Source organism: Streptomyces sp. NPDC013157, assembly GCF_042899865.1.
Classification (GTDB): Bacteria; Actinomycetota; Actinomycetes; order Streptomycetales; family Streptomycetaceae; genus Streptomyces.
In genome coordinates this window covers 213,570-233,580 of the sequence record NZ_JBIBAK010000016.1, presented here as the reverse complement: position 1 = coordinate 233,580, position 20,011 = coordinate 213,570, and the positions used below count along the sequence as shown (strand labels likewise).

Annotated in this window: 17 protein-coding genes and 3 pseudogenes; 12 read left to right on the top strand and 8 right to left on the bottom strand. The window is 70.4% G+C overall.

Features of this window, described 5'->3' with window-relative positions; all coding sequences use genetic code 11:
• Positions 1 to 37 precede the first annotated feature (37 nt).
• Entirely contained in the window at positions 38 to 640 is a 603-nt protein-coding gene (locus ACFY6U_RS38290) for a TetR/AcrR family transcriptional regulator (RefSeq protein ID WP_390045811.1), read from the bottom strand.
• 153 nt (positions 641 to 793) lie between these two features.
• On the opposite strand from ACFY6U_RS38290, the gene ACFY6U_RS38285 reads away from it, so the two are divergent.
• On the top strand, positions 794 to 1,921 hold the full coding sequence (locus tag ACFY6U_RS38285) for an FAD-dependent oxidoreductase (RefSeq protein ID WP_390045809.1): 1,128 nt from the start codon (positions 794 to 796) through the stop codon (positions 1,919 to 1,921).
• 360 nt (positions 1,922 to 2,281) lie between these two features.
• Here ACFY6U_RS38285 and ACFY6U_RS38280 read toward each other — a convergent pair.
• The 3 genes and pseudogenes from ACFY6U_RS38280 to ACFY6U_RS38270 all read right to left on the bottom strand — a co-directional run.
• Positions 2,282 to 2,629, bottom strand: a pseudogene (locus ACFY6U_RS38280) (transposase); the annotation flags it as partial.
• A gap of 96 nt (positions 2,630 to 2,725) precedes the next feature.
• On the bottom strand, positions 2,726 to 3,754 hold the full coding sequence (locus tag ACFY6U_RS38275; RefSeq protein WP_390045807.1) for a DMT family transporter: 1,029 nt from the start codon (positions 3,752 to 3,754) through the stop codon (positions 2,726 to 2,728).
• Positions 3,755 to 4,004: 250 nt separating this feature from the next.
• Positions 4,005 to 4,430 (bottom strand): organic hydroperoxide resistance protein, encoded by a 426-nt coding sequence (locus tag ACFY6U_RS38270; RefSeq protein WP_390045805.1) that lies wholly within the window; start codon positions 4,428 to 4,430, stop codon positions 4,005 to 4,007.
• A 297-nt stretch (positions 4,431 to 4,727) separates the two neighbouring features.
• On the opposite strand from ACFY6U_RS38270, the gene ACFY6U_RS38265 reads away from it, so the two are divergent.
• On the top strand, positions 4,728 to 5,729 hold the full coding sequence (locus ACFY6U_RS38265; RefSeq protein ID WP_390045804.1) for a helix-turn-helix transcriptional regulator: 1,002 nt from the start codon (positions 4,728 to 4,730) through the stop codon (positions 5,727 to 5,729).
• A gap of 1,057 nt (positions 5,730 to 6,786) precedes the next feature.
• Here ACFY6U_RS38265 and ACFY6U_RS38260 read toward each other — a convergent pair.
• Complete coding sequence (locus tag ACFY6U_RS38260; RefSeq protein WP_390045802.1) at positions 6,787 to 7,692, bottom strand: helix-turn-helix domain-containing protein; 906 nt, start codon at positions 7,690 to 7,692, stop codon at positions 6,787 to 6,789.
• Between the two features lie 112 nt (positions 7,693 to 7,804).
• Complete coding sequence (locus tag ACFY6U_RS38255; protein WP_123975548.1) at positions 7,805 to 8,314, bottom strand: SRPBCC family protein; 510 nt, start codon at positions 8,312 to 8,314, stop codon at positions 7,805 to 7,807.
• Positions 8,315 to 8,589: 275 nt separating this feature from the next.
• Between ACFY6U_RS38255 and ACFY6U_RS38250 the strand changes: the two genes are divergently transcribed.
• Positions 8,590 to 9,567, top strand: a complete 978-nt coding sequence (locus tag ACFY6U_RS38250; protein ID WP_390045801.1) for a hypothetical protein — start codon at positions 8,590 to 8,592, stop codon at positions 9,565 to 9,567.
• Positions 9,568 to 9,648: 81 nt separating this feature from the next.
• Positions 9,649 to 9,870, top strand: coding sequence for a MerR family DNA-binding protein (locus ACFY6U_RS38245; RefSeq protein ID WP_390045799.1), 222 nt, complete (start codon positions 9,649 to 9,651; stop codon positions 9,868 to 9,870).
• Between the two features lie 209 nt (positions 9,871 to 10,079).
• On the opposite strand, the gene ACFY6U_RS38240 is transcribed toward ACFY6U_RS38245, so the two are convergent.
• Positions 10,080 to 10,907, bottom strand: coding sequence for a ZIP family metal transporter (locus ACFY6U_RS38240; protein ID WP_390045797.1), 828 nt, complete (start codon positions 10,905 to 10,907; stop codon positions 10,080 to 10,082).
• A 397-nt stretch (positions 10,908 to 11,304) separates the two neighbouring features.
• On the opposite strand from ACFY6U_RS38240, the gene ACFY6U_RS38235 reads away from it, so the two are divergent.
• The 5 genes and pseudogenes from ACFY6U_RS38235 to ACFY6U_RS38215 all read left to right on the top strand — a co-directional run bounded on the left by ACFY6U_RS38235 (position 11,305) and on the right by ACFY6U_RS38215 (position 15,129).
• Complete coding sequence (locus ACFY6U_RS38235) at positions 11,305 to 11,532, top strand: ferredoxin (protein ID WP_390045795.1); 228 nt, start codon at positions 11,305 to 11,307, stop codon at positions 11,530 to 11,532.
• Positions 11,529 to 12,899: pseudogene (locus ACFY6U_RS38230) on the top strand (NAD(P)/FAD-dependent oxidoreductase); the annotation flags it as partial. The gene ACFY6U_RS38235 and the pseudogene ACFY6U_RS38230, both read left to right, overlap by 4 nt.
• A 33-nt stretch (positions 12,900 to 12,932) precedes the next feature.
• Positions 12,933 to 14,159, top strand: coding sequence for a cytochrome P450 (locus ACFY6U_RS38225; protein WP_390045942.1), 1,227 nt, complete (start codon positions 12,933 to 12,935; stop codon positions 14,157 to 14,159).
• A gap of 47 nt (positions 14,160 to 14,206) precedes the next feature.
• A pseudogene (locus ACFY6U_RS38220) lies at positions 14,207 to 14,353 on the top strand (flavoprotein); the annotation flags it as partial.
• A gap of 248 nt (positions 14,354 to 14,601) precedes the next feature.
• The gene (locus tag ACFY6U_RS38215) at positions 14,602 to 15,129 is read left to right on the top strand and encodes a hypothetical protein (RefSeq protein WP_390045794.1); all 528 of its coding nucleotides are present in this window, start codon (positions 14,602 to 14,604) and stop codon (positions 15,127 to 15,129) included.
• A gap of 198 nt (positions 15,130 to 15,327) precedes the next feature.
• Here ACFY6U_RS38215 and ACFY6U_RS38210 read toward each other — a convergent pair whose 3' ends face one another.
• Positions 15,328 to 15,975: a TetR/AcrR family transcriptional regulator gene (locus ACFY6U_RS38210; RefSeq protein WP_390045792.1), complete on the bottom strand. Its 648-nt coding sequence runs from the start codon at positions 15,973 to 15,975 to the stop codon at positions 15,328 to 15,330.
• 141 nt (positions 15,976 to 16,116) lie between these two features.
• Here ACFY6U_RS38210 and ACFY6U_RS38205 point away from each other — a divergent pair, with 141 nt between their 5' ends.
• From ACFY6U_RS38205 to ACFY6U_RS38195, 3 genes are all read left to right on the top strand, one after another.
• Positions 16,117 to 17,055: an MBL fold metallo-hydrolase gene (locus tag ACFY6U_RS38205; RefSeq protein WP_390045790.1), complete on the top strand. Its 939-nt coding sequence runs from the start codon at positions 16,117 to 16,119 to the stop codon at positions 17,053 to 17,055.
• Between the two features lie 126 nt (positions 17,056 to 17,181).
• Positions 17,182 to 18,783 (top strand): MFS transporter, encoded by a 1,602-nt coding sequence (locus tag ACFY6U_RS38200; RefSeq protein WP_390045788.1) that lies wholly within the window; start codon positions 17,182 to 17,184, stop codon positions 18,781 to 18,783.
• Positions 18,780 to 19,724 (top strand): fumarylacetoacetate hydrolase family protein, encoded by a 945-nt coding sequence (locus tag ACFY6U_RS38195; RefSeq protein WP_390045786.1) that lies wholly within the window; start codon positions 18,780 to 18,782, stop codon positions 19,722 to 19,724. The genes ACFY6U_RS38200 and ACFY6U_RS38195 overlap by 4 nt, the downstream gene beginning before the upstream one ends.
• Positions 19,725 to 20,011 lie beyond the last annotated feature (287 nt).

Genomic DNA, 20,011 nt, shown 5'->3' with positions numbered 1-20,011 from the left:
CTTCCGGGGCCGCGCCGCCTGACGTCCGGGATCAAGGTCAGTCGCGGCCGTCGACGAACCGTGGGGCCGGGGCGCTCCATCCGTGTTCGAGGAGGTCGAAGGCGGCGTCGACGGCTCGTTCGGGGTCCTCGGCGCGCTGGGCAAGGGCGGAGGTCTCCAGGGCGAACCGGGCCAGGGCTGCGCTGCGCAGGTCGTCGGGTGTGACGCCGAGATCTTGGGCGATGGCGCGGGCGAGGGCGTCCTGGTGGCGCATCCACATGCGGTGGGCGTAGTCGCTGAGGGCCGGGGTGGTCTTCACCAGGTTGAGGAAGTCGGCGTAACGGGCGCCGGAGTCGACGGCGCGGATGCGGACGCGCTTGACGTACGCGCAAAGGGCCTGGGGGACGGTCATGCCGGGGGCGCGGTCGCTGACGGCGGCAACGAGGCCGGCTTCCTGGTCGGCCTCCTCGTCGAAGACGAGCGCCTCCTTGCTGGGGAAGTGCTTGAGCAGCGTGGTGGTGGACACGTCGGCGGCCTCGGCGATCTCGTGCAGGGTCACCGCGTCGTAGCCGCGCTCGATGAAGAGGTTCAGGGCGGCCTCGGCGAGCGCCTGGCGCGTGGCGGCCTTCTTGCGCTCGCGCCGTCCTACAGGTGTCGTCATGCTCCCATCATACATAAAGGTGTCTGATGTAAAAAGTTGTACCGTTGCACTTATTTAGTGATCGTGCTTTTGTGGGGGAGCCGGAGTGCAGGAGCCGGACGGAACCCGACAGTGCCGACCCCTGCCCGCACACCCGCGACAAGGAGAACGACCATGAACCGCATCGCCGTCGTCGGCGCCGGACCCGGCGGCCTGACCTGCGCCCGCATCCTCCAGGGCCATGGCATCGACGTCGCCGTCTATGACTCCGATGCCTCCGCGACCGCCCGCGACCAGGGCGGCACCCTCGACATGCACCCCGACACCGGACAGCACGCCCTGCGCGCCGGCGGCCTGTGGCCCGGCTTCACCGCCCTGGCCCGGCCCGAGGGCGAGCAGATGCGCCTGGTCGCCCGCGACGGCCGCGTCCTGTTCGACGCCGCGCCGCCCCAGAACGGCCAGGGCAACCCCGAGATCGACCGCGGGCAGCTCCGCGACCTCCTGCTCGGCTCCCTCGCCCCCGGCACCGTCCGCTGGGGCCACAGACTGGAGCGCGCCGAACCGCTCGGCGACGGCCGCCACCGCCTGCACTTCGCCCACGGCCTCAGCGCCGAGACCGACCTCGTCGTCGGTGCCGACGGCGCCTGGTCCCGCGTGCGCCGCATGCTGACGGACGCAGTCCCGAACTACACCGGCGTCACCTTCGTCGAGACCGGCCTGAACGACGCCGACACCCGCCACCCGTCACTGGCCGCCCTGACCGGGAACGGCACCATGATGGCCCTCGACAACAACCTCGGCTTCGTCGCCCAGCGCAACAGCGGCGGACACATCCGCGTCTACGTCGGCATGCGCACCCCCCAGGACTGGCACCAGCAGGCCGGCGTCGACCTCACCGACCCCGCCGCCGTCCGCGACGCCCTTCTGCACCGGTTCGCCGACTGGAGCCCCGCCCTGCGCGGCTTCATCACCGACACCGACACCGGCTACACCAACCGACCCCTGTTCGCTCTGCCCGTCCCCCACACCTGGGAACCCACCCCCGGCGTCACCCTGCTGGGCGACGCCGCCCACCTGATGTCCCCCTTCTCCGGTATGGGCGCCAACCTCGCCATGCGCGACGGCGCCGACCTCGCCCAGGCCCTCACCGAACACGCCACAGTCGACGACGCCGTCACCGCCTACGAGAAGATCCTCATCCCCCGCTCCGTCGCGGCGGCCGAGGGAGCCGCCGAAGGAATCGACGGCGCCTTCGCCCCCGACAGCGCCGAGCAGGCTCTCGCCCACATGGCCGCCCACTGATCGTCAGGAGCACAACCGACCGAGGGCGCCTGGGGGCGTGCAGCGCCCCCAGGCGCCCTCGGTCGTTCGAGGACCTCCCCCGCCAGTCCGGTGTCAGCCGATCCTGTCCGTGAAGCCCACCGACAGGTACGTCTGGTGGGTGACCTTGCCCTTGCTGGCTCCCGCCGTCCACGTGAAGGTGTACTCCAGAACGGAGCTCGTCCTCGGGTCGACGATCACCCGGCCGACGCTCTTGGCCTCCGCGAACTCCAGGGCGGTCCCGCCGCGCCCGATGCTGTCCCTGACGGTCCCGACGAGCTTGACGCCCTTCAGCCCCGCCATCGCCTTGAACAGCCCTGCCCGCAGTTTCGGGCTCGCCGGGGACTCGCCGAGCAGGTAGGCGGTGGCGACCACCGAGATCAGGGCCTGCTCGGCCCGCCGGCGCCGTTCCAGCAGCCAGTGCGGGAAGTAACTGCCCTGCCGCAGCTTGGGGACGGCGAGTTCGACAGTCCCTGCGCGGGTGTCCCACTCGCGTGGGCGGTAGCCGTTGCGGTGGTTGACGCGTTCCTCGCTGACCTGCCCGTATTCGGCGTTGCAGAGGGCATCGGCCTCCGCGGACATGAGCGCGTCGGCGAACGTCTTGACCATCGCGCGCAGCAGATCGGGACTCGCCGCGGCGAGATTGTCCTCGACGAGGGCGTGCAGAGGCAGACTGTCGGGTGCGGTCATCGTGCTGATCTCCTTCGTGACTCGACATCTCGAAGATCAGCCGGTGGCCGTTCATCTATTGCGGGCCTCAGCCAGAAGCCGGAGCAAACCCTCGGATCAGGTCAAACCCGTACACCACTTCCCTGGACGCAACCGCGGAGGCTGGGGTGGGTCGGGGGCGTAGGCCGGGTACGGCGGTATTCCTGTACTGAGGTGTCTGCCCTGCTGGGCCGTGGCTTGTTCCGCGACGCCGCTCGTGACCACGACCGTGACGCCGACGATGATCAACAGCAGCCCGGGCACGGTCGCGGGCTTGATGCCCTGCCCCATGAACCACCACGCGGCGAGCGCCGCCACGGGGGTCTCCAGCAGGAGCAGGACGGTCATCGTCGTCGCCGATGTCCTGCCGAGGGCGAAGTTCAGTGAGCCGAGCCCCAGGATCTGGGGAAGGACGAGCAGCCCGAGCAGCGACAGTTGCGTGGATCTGTCGAAGCCCGTCAGCGGGATGTGGGCCAGTCGGCAGACGGCGAGGAGTTCCACACCGCAGACCAACGAGGTGAACGTCGAATACAGCGGCGTGCTCACATCCGCGCGCGACCGTTCGCTCAGCGCGGTGTACCCGGCCTGGGCGACGGCCCCGACGAGGGCGAGCAGGTCCCCCAGCAGCGCCGTACCGCCGGACCTGATGTCGAGACCGCCCGCCGCGGCCGCTCCGAGCACGGCGAGCGCGAGACCCGCCCAGGTCCGGCGGGGCGTCCGGACGCCCTGGCCCGCGGCGATGAGTGCCTGCCAGACGGGCTGGGTGGCGACGAGGGCCGTGGACATGGCGACCGAGGTCAGCCGGGTGCTCGTCATGAAGGACGCGAAGTGGAGGGCGAGCGACGAGGCCGCGAGGAAGCCGAAGAACAGGGGCCGCCACTGCTCCCGGCGCAGGATGCCGCGCTCGCCGCGCGCGACGCGCACCACCTCGCGACGGCGCAGTAACAGCAGGAGAGGCCCGAGTACGGCGAAGCCCAGGCAGTTGCGCCAGAAGGCCATGGCGAGCGGCGAGGCGGAGGCGGCGGCGGTGAGCGGGGCGGTGGCCGAGACGGAGACCACGGTGACCGCCATCGCCGCCATGGACAGCGGATCGAGCCTGGACTTCACGCCTTCGTACCGCCGTCCGCGGTATGTCCGATATTGGTCACTGGGCACGCGGTTTCTGGGAAGTTGGGGCGGCGGCTCAGGGCTTCGCCGACGTGAGCCGAGGTTGCCGGGCGGCCCGACGGGGAGAGTCCTCACCGGCCGAACAGCCCCCGGCTGCGGTGGTCAACGGGCCTGGTGGGCACGGCTGCCGCCACCACGCGGCGGCGGCAGCCGCTGAGTTTCCTCGGGGGCGTCGGCCGCCCGAAGTCCCCTACTGGACCGTGGCCGTGAGGGTCACCTCGATGTTCCCCCGGGTGGCGTTGGAGTACGGGCACACTTCATGAGTGGCCTTCATCAACTGGTCGGCGGTGGACTGCTCCAGGCCCGGCAGGTGCGCGGTCAGCGACACGGCCAGGGTGAAACCGCCGGCCTCCCGCGCCAGCAGGCTCACCTTCGACTGCACGGTCGAGGCCGCCAGTTCGACCCCCTGCCCGCGCGCGATCAGGCGCAGTCCGTTGTGGAAGCAGGCGGCGTATCCGGCGGCGAAGAGCTGCTCCGGGTTGGTCCTGTCGCCGCCGGGGCCGCCCATCTCCTTCGGGACCGCCAGGACTTCGTCCAGGACGCCGTCGAGGGACCGGACTTCGCCGTTGCGACCGTCACCGGTCGACAGGGCCTCGGTGGTGTACAGCGCAGACATGTTGTTTCCCTTTCGTGAGACGCGGTCCGGCCGGTACGCCGGACATCGCGTCCGGGACGCGGTGGGCGGGGATGCCGTGGCCAAGTGAGTCGGGCCGAGCCGAAGCCGGGACCGCATGGACGGCGAAACCGCCGTGCCGGGTTCCGGGCCGGTGACGCCGGTCGGCCCCCGCCCGTGTTCCGTTGCGGGGCGGACCTGCGTCCTGCTCGTGGCTCCGAGTGTGCTGGCGCCGGCTGCTCGCAGCCTGCCCCTGCCAGGGGCAGGCTGCCTGGCGTCCCGGTGATCGATACTCGGCGCATGGACAAGAAGCCGCGGTTGGGAGAGTTCCTCAAGACCCGCCGGTCGCAGTTGCAGCCGGCGGACGTGGGACTCCCGGATTTCGGAGAGCGCCGTCGCGTGCCGGGTCTGCGCCGCGACGAGCTGGCACAGCTCGCCGGGGTGGGCCTGTCCTACTACACGCGGCTGGAGCAGGGGCTCTCGCTCAACGCCTCACCGGAGGTGCTGGACGCGCTGGCCCGTGCCCTCGGGCTGGACGAGGTGGAGCGGGCCCATCTGCACGACCTGGCCCGCGCCTCGCGCCGCACCGGCACCCGGCGCAGGCCCGCGCCGGAGCGGGCGGGTGACACGACCCGACAGCTGCTCGGTGCGTTCGGCGACGCACCCGCGGTCGTGCTCGGGCGCCGCAGCGACGTACTGGCCTGGAACCGCACGGGACACGCACTGTTCGCCGGGCATCTGGACCCGCACATCCCCGATCAGCCCGACCGGCGCCCGAACACGGCCCGGCTGGTCTTCCTGGACGCACACGCCCGGGACCTCTACGACGCGGACTGGCCGAGGAAGGCCAGGGACGTGGTGGGAAAGCTGCGGCTCGCCGTCGGACAGCATCCGGACGATCCTCGGCTGGCCGCGCTGATCGGTGAACTTGCCATGAAAAGCGCAGAGTTCACCACGATGTGGTCCGAACACCGGGTCAGGAAATGGGACCTTGCGACGTACCGCATGCACCATCCGCTGGTAGGCCGCATGCAGCTCAACCTCCAGACCCTCAACGTCCCGCAGGAGGAGGGCCAGCGCATAGTCGTGGCGACCGCCGACGCCGGCACCACGTCAGCGGCAGCGCTGTGCCTCCTCGCCCAGGCCGGTGTTCCGACTGCCCTTCCGGCCGCGCGGCAGGCGGGACGCACCGAGACTCCGGGATCCCCACGGGACGGGGCGGACAGCCGGAGCCAGGCGCCTCTTGCGGAAGCGATGACCGCGCCGCGCCATCCAACGAGACCACCAGCACGCGCCTGGTAGCGGTCCTGGCCAAGTGCGTCCACGAGATGTCCGCCGACCGCTCGGACTGCCCGTCAGCGTTTACGACGGTTTGACTACGCCGTGCAGGGCCAGGTCGATCGCACGTTCGGCGGCGGCACGCGCCTCAGCCCTCGTGGTACCGGCATGGACTTCGCCGGTGAAGTGGCCTCGGTCGGCCCCGGCGCGGACGATTTCGAAGCGGGCAACCAGTGTGGGGCCCCGTCGGAACCGGGCGGCACACGACCGGGACGGCTGCCGATTACGTCGTCGCGGAACGTGAACAGGTCGTACCTGCGCCCAGGACGCTCGAAGCGGGAGCCGCGGCGGCACTGCCCCTGGCGGGCCTGACTGCGCTGCAGGCCCTTCAAGACGGACTGGGCCTGCGGGCCGGACGGAACCCGCGGGCCGGCTGGCGGCGCCTGGTTGTCGGCGCCGGCGGCGGGGTCTGCAACGCCGCAGTCCAGCTCGGCCGGGCCATGGGTGCCAGGGTGACGGCAGTGGCCGGCGCGAGCAACGCCGACTTCTGCCGCGCTCTCGGCGCGCCCAGCAGGTGCTTGACTACGCATCGACCGACTGGAGGACCCTGGCACGGGACTTCGGCGCGCTGGTTGACTGCCGTGGAGGAGCACCGGGCCGACACGACCGGCTGCTGCGCCGCGACGGCCCTGCCGTCACCATCGCGGCCGATGCGTTCTTGTTCGCCCTGCGCTCCCGGCTGCTCACCCGAGGCAGCTCGGAGATCATTTACGGGACGATCCTCGGGCGCGGGCGGCCCTGGCGAAGCGCACAAGCGCCTGGATGCGGCACGGCGGTATCGAGGACAGGTCCCAGGTCGGCCCGCCGAACGTCTTCAGCGCGTCGTACCGCTCCAGCGCCTTGACCACCCGCGCGGCGAGCGCCGTAGCGGTCCGGCGCCGAGACCCGCCGGCCGCCGGGGACGACGACCGGTTGCCGCGGCCGCTCCGCCTCGGGCACGCGAAAGACGCGCGTGCCCTGGCCTGGACAAGGGGTGGGTGAGACAGGAGGGCGGAGAAGGGGAGGGGGTGCCGGGAGCCCGCTACTCGGGCAGCGGCACCGCGCGGGATTCCTCGATGGCCGGCTCGGAGCGGTCCGGGCCGGTGGCCGCGGTGTGGACCAGGAGTGTCATCGCGGCCCGCGATGGCGAGCCGGCCTCGGTGGTCGCGATGACGACGTGCTGGTCCTGTTCGGTACGCAGGGCCTGCTGGGTGACGGTCATGGCGCCGACCAGCGGGTGACGCATCTGGTAGAGCGCCGTGTCGCCGGCCTTGACCCGGTGGTCGGCCCACAGGCCCGCGAACTCGGCGCTGTTCACTGACAGCTCTCCGACCAGCGCGGCCAGCGCCGGGTCGTTCGGGAACCGACCGGAGGCCAGGCGCAGCGTCCCGACCACGGCCCGGGCCTTGGCCTGCCAGTCCTCGTACAGTTCGCGGGTGTGCCCGTCCAGGAATACCAGGCGGGCCATGTTCGGCCGCTGCCAGGGGCGGTTGGGGCCGCCCGTGTCCAGATGTCCGGCGAACAGCGCGTGCCCGGCGCGGTTCCACGCCAGGACATCGCTGTACCGGCCGAGCACGAGGGCCGGGACGTCCGCCAGGGTGTCCAGCAGCTGCCGCACCGCCAGGCCTGCCTTCTCCGGTGCCGGTCGGCGTCCGGTCGGCTGTGTCTTCGCGCCGTCGGCCAGGGCGTGCAGGTGCCGGCGCTCGGCGTCGTTCAGGCGCAGGGCCTGGGCGATCGCGCCCAGGACCTGCGGGGAGGCGTTGGACGACAGGCCCTGTTCCAGCCGGGAGTAGTACGAGGCGCTGACCCCGGCCAGCAGTGCGAGTTCCTCGCGCCGCAGCCCCGGGACCCGGCGCTGATCGCCGAACACCCGCAGGCCGATGTCTTCCGGTCGCAGCTGTGCGCGGCGGGTCTGCAGGAACTCGCCGAGCTGTCGTCGTCTGTCCATGGCCCCAAGCATGGGCAGCCGTCGGGCAGCCGACCACTCCCTGCCAGTGTCAGGCACCGCCGCCTGGTCGGTTCCTCGTGGACGCGCCGGCGGCGGAGTGGCCGGCCCGGTTTCATGGCTGGTGTTCTTCGGCGATCCACTGGGCGAGGGAGAGCAGGGTGATGTCGACGCTGTCGGCCATGAAGTCGCGCAGGCGGTCCAGGTCGGCGCGGTCGGTGCCGAGTACCGGGTCGAGGCGCAGCAGTCGCCAGGACTGCTCGACGACGGTTCCGCGCCCCGCTGGGTGGAAGGTCCAGCTCCAGTGCACGATGCCGTCGGCGGCGCCGCCGACCACGAACGCGAACGCGGCGCCGGGGACGGCCGTCACGATCTGGGACCGGGTGGTCCATTGCTTGTCGTCACGGTGGTTTGTGCCGCTGAACCAGGCGCCGGTCTCGGGTCCGGCGCCGGGGTCGAAGGCGACGTCGCTTGCCGTCGGGCTCCACCGGCCGATCGCGGAGACGTTGCTGACCAGGCCGTAGACCCGGTCGGGTGCGGCATCGACCCACACCCGGCGGGTGAAGGCGAACTCTGACGCGTCCAGGACTTCGAAGGGGTCGGATTCTCTGACGCTGGTGCTCAAAGGGTCCTCCTGGGGGCAGTGCTGTGTTGCGGATCGCCGGTGCGGCGACGTCCATTCCAGCGCCGGCCCCACCGGGCGGCCAGCCCCCGCGGCGCGTATCCCCGCCAGGGAGTGGTTGCGCCTTCCACCCCGACCGAATACTCGCAGCAGTCCCTGCGGGGGACGGCCCGGTAGCGGCCGCTGCCTGCCGTGGCCCCTGGCGCCCGGGGCGGGACCCATCCATTTCCTGTGCGTCGGCATCGGGCCGCCGCATGCCCGGAACCTGTGAAGGAACTATGTTCACCAAGCTCTCCAAGATCGCCGTGTCGGTCGCCGCTGTGGCCACGGGCCTGGTCGCGACCATCGGCGCGACCCAGGCGTCGTCCGCGTCCGCCCCGCTGGGCCACCCGCGGACCGCCGTGCACTTCAACCTGGCCGCGGGCCAGACGCCTGAGAACATCGCCCTGGCCCGCCACGGCAACCAGTACGTCACCTTCGCCAAGGCCCGCCAGGTCGCCGAGGTCACCCGCGGCGGCGCCGTCCGGATCCTTGCCACCATGCCCCTGCCGGCCGACGGCGGCGTGCACACCCCGGCGCTGGGCTTCCCGCTGACCGTGGGCATCACCCGGGACCACGACGGGACCCTGTACTTCCTGTACGCCACCGGCACCACCGACCTCACCGGCGTGTGGCGCATGCACCCCGGCGGCCGGCCCGAGCGGATCGCCGCGATGCCCGCGAACAGCCTGCCCAACGGCCTGGCGCTGGACGCTCGCACCCACACCCTCTACATCACCGACTCCGAGGGCGCCGTCTGGAGCGTGCCCGCCACGAGCGTGCCCGCCACCGGCGGCACCGCCACCGCTTGGTCCACCGACCCCGCACTGGCCCCGGCCGGATTCCTCGGCGCCAACGGCCTGAAGGTCCACAACGGCGCGATCTGGGCCACCAACCTGGACAAGGGCACCATCGCGCGCATCCCGATCCTCCCCGACGGGACCGCCGGCCCGGCCCAGATCACCGCCACCGGCCTGACCGGCATCGACGACTTCGCCTTCACCGGCCACGGCGACCAGATCCTGGCCGCCCTCGACACCGTCGACCAGGTCGCCCTCGTTCAGCCCGACGGCACCCACACCACCGTCCTGACCGCCGCCGACGGGCTGCAGGGCCCGACCTCCATCGCCCTGCGCGGCGACACCGCCTACATCATGAGCGCCGCCTACCTCACCGGAAAGGACCCGAACGAGATCACCGTCCACCTCAACGACTGACACCCCGCGCACGACCCGCTCCAAGAAACCCCCCCAACAAGGAGCGAGGGCAACAAGGGCGGATGCCGCCCGGTCGTCACGGTGGCGAAGGCCGCCGCCGTACGCGCCGCGTACCTGGGCGGCCGGCCACCCTGCGGCCACGTCACCGAGCTCCTCGACCGGCACCTTGCCGACGTCGAGCAGCGGATCGCCGACCTGGAGGCAGCCCGCGGCATGCTGCACGAGCTGACCCGCACCGCCTCCGCAACCGACCCCGCTACCTGCACGGAGGGCGACATCTGCCGCATCCTCAGCGCCGGTTGAGACCAGGCTCCGCGGCGCCCACGAGTTCCTCCGCTGAAACGCCCACATCGTCCGCAAGCTGCTCCAACGGCCCTGGCAGCAGTCCTTGCACGCGGACCTCCACGTCCCGAAGCAACTCGGGCGGGGGCGCCGCCACGCCCAGCAAGACACCACCGGTAAGGCACAAGCCGATGCTCCCGTGTTCACCGGGCTCGGCCGAACTTCGCGCCTCAGGCGCCTGCGGCCGTGACGATCGCGTCGGTGGCGAAGCCGAGCAGGAGGCCGAGGAGGATGCACCAGGTGGTGAGCGTCTTGAGGCCGGTCTTGCGGGCGACGGCCAGCAGCTCGATGACGACGTAGAGGACGGAGCCCGCGGCAAGGCCGAGGAAGGCAATCGAGAGCGTGTCGTTGACCAGATGCTGGCCGACGAGGGTGCCCAGGAAGGTGGGACCGCCGCCGATCAGACCGAGCAACAGCAGGCTGGCCCAGGACGCGCGTTCGCCCTCGGCGGCCAGCGGAGCGACGATGCCGAAGCCCTCGGTGGCGTTGTGCAGGCCGAAGCCGATGATCAGCAGCAGGGCGAGGGAGAGTTCCCCCTGAGCGGCGGAGTTGCCGATGGCGAGGCCCTCGGCGAAGTTGTGCAGGCCGATGCCGGTGGCGATCATCAGCGCGAGCGATGCCGCTTGACTGCGAGGCTTCGGCGCCGGCTCGGCGGAGGCGGCGGCACCGGGACCTGCGGGCCGGGCGGCGGCTTCGCGGCGGCGGGCGATCCAGCCGTCGTAGTGAACCAGCCCGGCGAGTCCGATGGTCAGACCCGCCACCAGGGTGGAGCCCCCCGACGCCACGGTTCCCCAGACGTGCTTGCCCAGCGCCTCGTCGATGGGCTCCCAGGCGTGGGTCAGTACGTCCCAGACGAGGAAGATCAGGATGCCGATGGCGACGGCGTTGAGGCCGGCCTTGAGCCGGGGGGTGGGTGTGCGGAGGCGCCCGAGAGGGAGGCCGAGGTAGATGGTGAAGCCTGCGATGGCTCCGAGCAGGGCGATGTTGCCGCTGGACATGGGGACTCCGGTCTGACGTGCACAGGAAGCGCCCAGAACTTAAGACAGGTAAGCCTTACCTAACAAGCAATGTAGGTCGACTTGGGCGAACCTTGATGAGGTCATTACGCGTTCCTGCCCGTGGCGGGATGCAATCCCATCGAGCGTCGCGTTCGTACCACTTCACGCTCTTGCATCGGTTGCGGCAGGTCACACAGCCAGAACGCGGCGCAATGCGCTACATGGTTTCCTCGCAACCGCAATCCGAAAGAGTGCCGCTTACGTAACCTAGATGCAGCCCCGACCAGGGTTACGTCCCTGGGTAAGCGCCGATCACCTTGGCCGCGACGATCAATATCGTGCCCGGGAGTAGCGCTGGCTTGAGGGTCTGCAACTTCCGCTCTCCGCGGAGGCCGAGATGAAAGTTGTCGTTGAACTTTGCCAGCGTGAGCGGTATGCGCAGTACGGATGCCTGGCTCCGGAGACGTTCCGGATGCACGGTGAGGAAGCGCTCATGTACGACCCGAATCCCAGGAACGCTCGACGCGACCAGGTTCTGCGTGCCGCGGCGACCTGCCTGATCCAGGCGATCCTGGTCGACCGGCTGGAGTCGCAGCATGCAACGGCGGAGGCATCGCCGCCATGACCAATGCCGACACCCTGCGCGCGTTCAGGCGCGAGGGTCGCATCGTGATCGTCGGGGCGTCGCTGGCGGGACTGCGGGCGGCGGAGTTCCTGCGGGACGAGGGTTTCACCGGGTCGCTGACGATGATCGGTGACGAGCGGGGCGAGCCCTACGACCGGCCTCCCCTGTCCAAGCAGGTACTGACGGGATGGGTGCCCGCCGGCGGCACCATGCTGCCGCGACGCCGTGAGATCGATGCGGAGTGGCTGATGGGTGTGCCCGCCAGCGGGCTGGACCTCGCGACGAACCATGTGCGGCTGGCCGATGGACGGGCGGTTCCCTTCGACCGGGTGCTGATCTCCACCGGGGTACGGGCCCGGCCCTGGTTCGTCGAGTCTGAAGGAACCCTGGACGGAGTGTTCGTAGTACGTACACGCGAGCATGCCGAGAGCCTGCAGCAAGCCCTCGCCGCCGGGCCTTCCCGCGTTCTGGTGATCGGCGCGGGGTTCACCGGCTCCGAGATCGCCTCCGTCTGCCGCGAACGGGACATTCCGGTGACCGTCGCCGAACTCGGGGCGGCTCCGCTGGCCGGGGCGCTGGGCGCCGTGATCGGTGAGGTCGCGGCGGACCTGCAACGCGCGCACGGCGTCGACCTGCGGTGCGATGTCAAGGTCACCCGTCTTGAGGGCGACGCGCAGGGCCGGTTTCGCCGTGCTCACTTCGACGACGGCAACAGCATCGACGCCGACGTGGCGGTGGTGGCACTCGGGAGCATCCGCAACACCGAGTGGCTGCGGGAGTCGGGACTGGCGGCAGGCGTGTGGGGCATCACCTGCGACACGGGCTGCCGCGCCCTCGACGTCCATGGCCGCGTCACCGACGACGTCTTCGCCGCGGGCGACGTGGCACGTTGCCCCAACCCGGTCTACGAGTACCGGCTCATCTCGCTGGAGCACTGGGCCAACGCCGTGGAGCAGGCCGAGGTCGCCGCCCACAACATGGTCAACGGCCAGGCGGACCTCCGGCTCCACCTGTCCATCCCGGTGTTCTGGTCGATCCAGTTCGGCGTCAACATCAAGTCCGTCGGCGTACCGACCTTCGCCGACGAGGTCGTCGTCACCCACGGATCGCTGCACGACCACCGCTTCGTCACCGCATACGGCTATCGGGGCCGCGTCACGGCTGCCGTGAGCTTCGACAACGCCAAGTGGCTGAACCACTACCGGCGCCTCATCGAGACGGCCGCACCCTTCCCGCCCCCCTGCCCCACGCCTGACCGGTCGGCCGACATGAAACCGGTGCGCGTCGACTTCCCCGACCCCACCGTGCTCGCCCAGGGTGCCACCGCGGTCGTCACAGGCTATGACCCGGGTGAGCACCGCGTCACGGCTGCGCACCAGCATCGGCGGGAGGAAGGCCGGATGCCCCCGACCGGGGTGCCCGGCACGTTGCAGCGGATATACGACTACTCCTCCCGGGCCGACCCGTACCCGCTCTATGCGGAGCTGCGCCGGACACCGGTGGCCAGGCAGGAGGACGGCAGCTATGTCATCAGCACCTATCGCGAGATCACGGACGTACTGAATGACCCGCATCTGAGTTCCGACGTGCGCAATCTGTCGCGTCCGATGCCCTCCGGGGAGGGAGGGGTCCCGTTGTCGTTCATCCATATGGACCCGTCCGAGCACGACCGCCTGCGGCGCATGGCCATGCGCCACTTCGGCCCTCCGCACACCCCGGGACTGGTGACCGGCCTGGAAGGCGACCTGACTGCCACCGTCGGCAGCGTGATCGACGGTTTCACGGGCAAGGAGCGGATCGACGTCGTCGACGATTTCGCCTCCCCGCTCCCGGTGACGGTGATCTGCCACCTGCTCGGCGTGCCACGCGAGGACGGACCGAGGTTCCACCTCTGGGTGAACGACATCATGAACTCGATCGACTACGACCCCAGGACCGACCCGAAGGAGAGGCTGGAGAAGGGGGCACAGGCCCGCAAGGACTTGCGCCAGTGCCTCGGTGAGCTGGTGCAGCGGCGCCGCGGCCGGCCGGGCGACGGTCTGTTGAGCCGGCTGGCCAACGACGACGACCCCGACGTCGACGGTCGGATGACCGACGCCGAAATCGTCGCCACCGCCAAACTGCTGCTGATCGCCGGCCACGAGACCACCGTCAACCTCATCACCAACGGCATGCTGACGCTGCTGCGCCACCCACAGGTGCTGCGGCGACTGCGCGACGAACCGGACCTGGTCGTGCCGCTGGTCGAGGAACTGCTGCGCTACGAGCCCCCCGTGCAGATCATTCCCTGGCGCGCCGCGTACAGCGACATCACCGTCGGCGACACCGTCATCCCCAAGGGCTCGCGGATCATGCTGATGCTGGCCTCGGGCAGCCGCGATCCGGACCGCTTCCACGATCCCGACCGCTTCGACCCGGATCGTCGGGACAACCAGCACCTCGGCTTCGGCAGCGGCATCCACGCGTGCTTCGGCGGGCCGCTGGCCCGGCGGGAAACCCAGATCGCTCTGACCGAGCTGGTACGCCGCCTCGACCACCCCCGGCTGGTCACGGACCCCCCGCCGTACCGGCCCAGCCCCGTTCTTCGGGGGCCGATCCATCTGGAGATCGAGCAGGGTGACAGTTGACGCGGCAGCCGCGGGCAGTTGCAAGGTCGCGCCGCGAGCGCGCTGCCGCCTACCGGCAGAGCCTGCAACGGCTGCGCGAGATGGACGTCCTGATCGGCTCGTACGAGCCGCACAAGCCCAAGACGGGCGGAGGCGCCGACCGCTTCCAGTGGGAGGAAGCGCTGGAACTGTTGGTACCCGGGGTGAGCCAGAAGTTTCCTCGGCACGGCAGGCGGTCGGCGTCGCTCAGCGGCGAGGACGAAACTTGCCCGCCTGCGGTGGCCTTGTGGCACCACCCCGTGGCGGAGAGGTACCCCTGTCCGGGCAGGCGCTTTCCCTCAAGACATCCTCGGCCGGCCCGGCATGGTGGCCGAAAGGCGGCTCTTGCCAAGACTTGTGTGCATACCAGCACAAGACTGGCGGGCAGAGTCGTCCAATACACCAGCCGTCGGGGGGAAGATGCATGTCACCGGACTGGGCAACAACCATCACCACTGTGGGCGGGGTGGCCGCCGCCTTGATCGGCGTGGTGGCCGGCTCATTGCTCACCAGCCGCAGCGAACGCACGCATTGGGCACGTGACAAGCAGATCGCCGCCTGCTCTGCGATCGTCGCCGAGTCCACCCGGATCCAACTCGCTCTACGTCGCGCCTGGAAGCTCGGCGACCCCGTGGACTGGGTGCCTTGGAACGTGGCCTTGGGAACGATCTGGCTGGTCGGCAGTCCCGCAGTCGTCGATGCCGCAGCTCGGGTCGACGAAGTGTTCTGGGACTGCAGCGATCAGTTCATCCGGCAAGTCGCACCCGATGAACAGTCCTGGGGCGAGGCGCGCGACCGAATGGAAGCCGCGCGGCTCCACTTCATCAACACCGCCCGTCTTCATATCGATCCCCAGCGCTCACGGCTCACCCAGGTGCCCGTGAGCCGGCCGCCCCAGCCGCGCGTTGTCGGCCCGGGACCGGGAGGCGCCACTGCGCTCGACGCCGCATAACAGGGTCTTCGAAGTTGAGCGGTGCGCTGGCTCGGTCTGCTGACCGGGCGTCACTATTTGTGTTGGGCCGGCAAGACGCCCGGGGTGCTGCGTGATCGTTTCTGTTCTCTACGCGGAACGATCACGCAGGAGCCATGGGCTTGCTTGATTGATGGGGCCCACCGGCCTTCTGCCTCAAGGCGGCGGTGAGGGGAACGGTCAGGGTTCCCCGGCATGTGCCTCGTCGGCAAGAAGGCCCGCCAGGATGATGTCGAGCGCCCCGGCGAGGCGCTCGTGCAGGTTGAACGGGGCCGGTTCCTCGCGGATCCAGCGCAGGATCGTCGAGAAGTAGCAGGCGGCCAGCAGTTGGCCGGCCTGGTCGCAGTCGACGCCTGCCCTGATCTCCCCGCGTTGTCGCCCTTGCTCGACGATCCTGGCGAGTTCGATTTCCAGGGACGGGTCCTGCAGGAGGTACCCGTAACGCGCTGAGGCGTCCATCAAGACGGTGGTCTCCGCGCGGGAGGCAACGTTGAGGTCGCCCATCTCCTTCAGGTAGCGGCGCAGCCGGTCGCCGACCGGCAGGTCCTCGGCGTGCTCCGCGCCGAGGATCTCAGCGACGCGGGCGCGGCGGCGGACTCCCCATTCCTCGAGGAAGCCGACCTTCTGCGTGAAGTGGTTGAAGACGGTGGCCCGGGCGACATCGGCGGCCGCGGCGATCTGCTCCATAGTGGTCGCCTCGTATCCCTGGGCGACGAAGAGACCGACCGCCGTCTCATACAGCTGGTCGTGCAGCTTCCGACGCCTGCGCTCCTGGCGCCCCACGGCCGCGCCACCCTCTGAGGTGGCTGCCGCGTCCCGGATCTTCATGGCCCCCAGTACAACACAGGGCCGTACGACTCTTGACCCCTTCCCGGCATCTATCTAGATTCCTCTCCACTGCTGGACCCAAGTCCAGCAGTGGATAAAAGTCTTGCGCTGTTGATCGCGGGACTCTGACGAGGAGGCAACGTGGCTTCCGTGACATCCCAGGCGGGCTTTATCGAGCTCGGACACGGCTGTTACGCCTGGATCGCGGGCGATGTCGGATGGGGCATGAGCAACGCCGGGCTGATCACCGGCCGGGGCGAGTCACTGCTCGTGGACACCCTCTACGACCTGCGGCTGACCAAGACCATGCTCGACGCGCTGGCGCCACTGACCGCCCCGGCACCGATCTCCACCGTGGTCAACACCCACGGCAACGGCGACCACTGGTTCGGCAACCAGCTCCTGTCCCACGCCGAGATCATCGCGGCCCGCGGGTCCGTGGCGGACATGCGGCAGGTGGGCCCCGCGGAGATGCGGGCGCTGACCGGCATGGACAGCCCTGCCGGACACTTCGCCCGCCGGATCTTCGACCGCTTCGACCACACCGACATCGAACCCGTCCTCCCGAACCGGGTCTTCGACGGCGAGACCGTCCTCGACATCGGCGGGACGGAGGTCCGCCTCATCGACGTGGGGCCCGCGCACAGCGCGGGCGACACGATCGTCCACGTGCCGCGGGCCCGGACCGTCTACACCGGCGACATCGTCTTCGCCGGAGCAGCGCCGGTCGTCTGGCACGGTCCCTTCGCCCGCTGGCTCGCCGCCTGCGACCTGCTGTTGGGCCTCGACGCCGACATCGTCGTACCCGGCCACGGCCCCGTCACCACCAAACAGGCCGTCCGCGAGATCCGCGACTACCTCGAATACGTCCACGAGCAGGCCACCGCCCGCTTCACCGCCGGCATGCCCGCCATGGACGCGGCCCGCGACATCCGCCTTGGCCGCTTCGCCGACCTGGACGAGAGCGAACGCCTCGCCGTCAACGTGCACACCGTCTACCGGGAGCTCGACCCCTCACTGCGCCCGCTCGACGGCCCCGGACTGTTCGGCTGCATGGCCGAGCTCTGCCCCCGCGTCTGAGAGCGCTTCCCGCCTGCCCTGACGAGGCCCCACCCTCCGCCGACCGGCGCACCGCCCCTCCGGTACGCGCAGCTCCCCACCATCCCTCTCGGGCCGTACGTCCCGCCAACCCTCCAAGGAGGAGACATGGTCTCCACCCCTGCCTACGACCCACCCGCCGCCCCGCCGTCCGATGTCGCACCGGCCGCTACGGCACGCCACACCGGCACGATCATCGCCGGCTGTCTGGCCGTCTGCCTGGCCCAGATCGGGCTGGTCCTGCCCGCCGCGATCAACGGCGTCATGCAGCGCACCCTCCAGACGTCCGGCGGAGAACTGACCTGGATCAGTGACGCCTTCCTGGTGCCCGCCGCCGTCCTCGCGCTGACCTTCGGCGTCTTGGGCGACCTGTTCGGCCGTAAGAAACTGGTGGTGGGCGCGGCGCTGCTGTCCGCCGTCGGCTACCTGGTGTCCGCCACCTCCCACTCGGCAGCCCAGCTGATCACCGGGCAGGCGATCTCCGGCATCGGAGCCGCCGCGCTCTTCCCCGCATCCCTGTCGATGATCACCGCGATCACGACCACCCCGGCCTCGCGAGCCAAGGGGCTGGCCTCCTGGACCACGGCCCTGTCGCTCGGCGCCTTCCTCGCCCCGCTGATGTCCGGCGGGATCGTCGAACACGCCTCCTTCCAGTGGGCGTTCGGCGTGACCGGCCTGCTCGCCGTGATCACCGCGGTGGGTGCCTGGCTGCTGGCTGCCGAGTCCAGCGCCCCCCAGGGCCGCTCACTCGACTGGCCTGGCCAGATCGCCATCGCCGTGGCCATGCTCGCCCTGCTGTACGGCATCATCCAGGGCCCCTCGGACGGCTGGAGCTCGGCACCCGTCGTCGCCTCTTTCGTCGCCTTCGCCGTGTTCATCGTCGCGTTCGTGACGGTGGAGAGCCGCAGCGCAGCCCCGATGCTGCGCCTGGAGCTGTTCCGCAACCCGGCCTTCGCCGCGTCGGCCGCGATGGCGGTGATCGGCATGTTCGGCTTCCTCGGCGGCGCGTACGACCTGAGCATCCGCCTCGGCGTCATCCAGCACCAAAGTCCCTTCCAGGCCGCGGTGCCCTTCCTGGTCATCCAGGGCGTCACCCCGCTCATCTGGCCGCTGCTTGTCCGGCTGCTGCACCGCGTGGGCCCCGGTCCCATGCTCGTGACCGGGTTCGTCTCGCTGGCCGGCGCGCAACTGTGGCTGCGGGCGGCGCCGATCCACGAAAGCGGCCTGGTGCCCCTGCTCGGGCCACTGGTGCTCAACGGTGCCGGTTTCGGTCTGGTCGTCGCCGCCCTCACCGCGGCTGCCGTCAACGTCGTACCGCCCACCCTGACCGGCATGGCCAGCGCCACCACCAGCCTGGTCCGCGACCTCGGTCAGACCCTCGGCCCGGCCATCGTCGGCGCCGTCGCCCTCGGCATGGCCGCGCGTCAGCTCACCGGCAGCCTCGCCGACGCGGGCCTTACCCCCAAGGAACACGGCATCGCCTCCGCCGTCCTGCACGAGGGCGGCCCGCTCGCCCTGCACAGCGCCGACCTGGGCCCGCTGAGCGCCAAGCTTGCCCCGCTCACCGAGCACGCGCTGGCAAGCGGCTACAACAACGGGCTGATCCTCACCGCCGCCGCCTGCGTGACCGCCGCTGTGATCGCCGCAGTCTTCGTCGGCTTCCGACACAGCGGCACCGCGCCGGCCGAGGCGGAGAGGAGCGCGACGTGAAGTTCGCAAGCTTCGTCCACAACGGGAAACGGCAGTCGGGAGTCGTCGCCGACGACCAGCTCCACTCCTTCGAACACCCCGTCGACCTCCTGGACCTGATCGTGGAGGGCGAGGAGGCTCTGCGCGGTGCGGGAGAACACGCCCTGCACGCCTCCCTGCCCGTGCCCCTGGCCGACGCGCGCCTGCTGCCTCCACTGCAGCCGCCCACCGTTCGCGACTACATGACCTTCGAGAGCCATGTCGCGGGCGTCGCACGGGGATACGGCGACACCGTCCCCGAGGAGTGGTACGCCGCACCCGCGTTCTACTTCACCAACCCGTACGCGATGATCGGCGCCCACGACGACGTGCCGGTACCGCCGGGCTGCGGGCGCTTCGACTTCGAGCTGGAAGTCGCGGCCGTCATCGGCAAGGCGGGCCGGGATCTGACGCCCGAGCAGGCGCATGACCACATCCTCGGCTACACGATCCTGGGCGATTGGTCCGCCCGCGACCTCCAGGGCCGCGAGATGAGGGTCAAACTCGGCCCGGCCAAGGGCAAGGACACCTCCACCACCCTCGGCCCCTGGCTCGTCACCGCCGACGAACTCGAACCCCACCGCGACGCCGACGGCTTCCTCGACCTCGCCCTCACCGTCGCCGTCAACGGGAAGACGGTCGGCCAGGACCGACTGGCCAATATGGCTTGGACGTTCGAGGAGATGGCCGCCTACGCCTCCCGCGGCACCTGGATCCGCCCCGGCGACGTCCTGGGCTCCGGCACCTGCGGCAACGGCGGCTGCCTGGCCGAACTCTGGGGCCGAGGCGGCGTCCTGGAACCCCCGCCGCTCGTCCCCGGCGACACCGTCACCATGACGGTCGAGGGCATCGGCACCATCAGCAACACCGTCGTCGAGGGCGTCGTCCCGGTGTCTCTGCCACCTGCCCGCCGCAGGCGATGACCACCGTGCGATGAGCTCTGGCACCACCCCGGTGCCGGACACCGTGTCCGGCACCGGAGGATGACGTTGATCGACTGCGTGGATGACCCGTTCTTCAGGGTGATCTGACCGCCCCTGCCCACCGGGAGTGGCACGTTCTGACCTCCGTGAACTCGCCGCTTGATCGCACGTCTCGCTCATCAAAGCGCCGCAAGGAAGCGCGAGCGCGACCATCCCATGTGCGGCGGCGGTGCATCGATTTGAGTCAGTCAGCCACCGCGTCCGCATGTACCGTCGTCCGGATCGCG